1 protein-coding gene is annotated in these 1,542 nt (G+C 69.1%); it reads left to right on the top strand.

Features of this window, described 5'->3' with window-relative positions:
• Positions 1 to 387: 387 nt before the first annotated feature.
• Positions 388 to 1,542 (top strand): acyltransferase family protein (locus MQH10_RS26190; RefSeq protein ID WP_242566897.1); only part of this gene is annotated, 1,155 nt, incomplete at its 3' end.

Here is a 1,542-nt window from a genome sequence, read left to right on the forward strand (position 1 = left end):
GCCCGCCCCCGCTACGCCGCCGGCCGCGCCGACGCCCCCCGCCCCCACGCCGCAAGGGGCCTGAAACGCGATCGGCCCCGGCCCGATTTATTCGAGCCGGGGCCGAAGCCGCTGGGACCAGGGAGGACCGTCGCGGGAGACGAGATCACCTCCGACAGGACCTCATCTGCCGATCAGCAAACGCCCGGTCCGCCCGCGCGTCATCCGCCTTGATCCCCAAGTCGGGCGCGAGGTGAGCCACAGGCCTTGGCCGCCTTGGATTTGCGCGCCCCCAGACCCCGGCGCCGCCTTTTCCGGCGCCCGGACCTGGGGCCTGTGTCGTTGCGCTACAGACCTGAAACGCATCCATCGTGGACAGAGGCGCGTTTTCCGACGCATAGGAAAAACGTGTCCCTGCCCGTCCAGCCCATGACCCGCCGCGCCGACATCGACTGGATCCGCGTCGGGGCCTTCGGCCTGCTGATCATCTATCATGTGGGTCTCTATTACGCGCCGTGGGACTGGCATGTGCACAGCCCGCGGACCTTCGAGTGGCTGCGCTACGGGGCGCTGATCACCAATCCCTGGCGCCTGACCCTGCTGTTCCTGGTCTCCGGCGTGGCGCTGCGGTTCATGAGCCGCCGCATGACCGCCGTCCAGGTCGTCCGGGCGCGCGCCGCCCGGCTTATTCCGCCCTTTCTGTTCGGCGTGCTGGTGCTGGTCCCGCCGCAGTCCTGGATCGAGGCCATGGACAAGTTCGGCTGGCGCGAGACCTTCGCCGCCTGGTGGCTCAGCGAGTTCAGCCTTCAGGGCTTCCGGGACGGGATCCCGCTGAACCACCTGTGGTTCGTGCTCTATATCGCCGTCTACAGCCTGGTCGCCGCGGTCCTGCTGCTGCAGCCGGCCGTGGTGCGCGTCCTTCAGCGGGTCTTCGAGATCCTGCTGACCGGCCCCCTGCTGCTGGTCCTGCCGATCGCCTATCTCGCCTTTGCGCGGCAATCCCTGTTCGCGACCTATGGCCTGTCCAACCACCTGACCACCGACTGGTACAACCACGCCGCCTCTCTGGGCGTGTTCCTGCTGGGCTTCGTGCTGGCGCTCAGCGATCGGACCTGGGCCAATTTCGAGCGGCTGAGATGGCCCGCCCTCGGGCTCGCCGCCCTGGCCCTGCCCCTGTTGATCGCCCTGGAGGCCAGTCCCGGCGGCATGGTCCTCAACGGTCTCGTCCAGAACAGCATGTACGCCATCGACCAGTGGGCGACGATCTGCGCGGTCCTCGGCTTCGCCAGTCGCCATATCCGCCAGGCCGACGGTCCGCTGCTGCGCTATCTGACCGACGCGGTCTTTCCCTGCTATCTCGCCCACCAGACCATTCTGGTCGTGGTCGCCCACCAACTCGCCCCGCTGAACCTGCCGGTGGAGGTCGAAGCGCCCTTGCTCGCCACCTCGACCCTCGGCGGCAGCCTGCTGGTCTATGAACTGGTGCGCCGCATCGGGCCGATCCGCCCGCTGTGGGGCCTGAAGCGCCAGCCCGCCCCGCGCGCGCCGCGCACCGCGCCGGCG

It is taken from the genome of Phenylobacterium aquaticum (assembly GCF_022695515.1).
GTDB classification, from domain to species: Bacteria; Pseudomonadota; Alphaproteobacteria; order Caulobacterales; family Caulobacteraceae; genus Phenylobacterium; species Phenylobacterium aquaticum.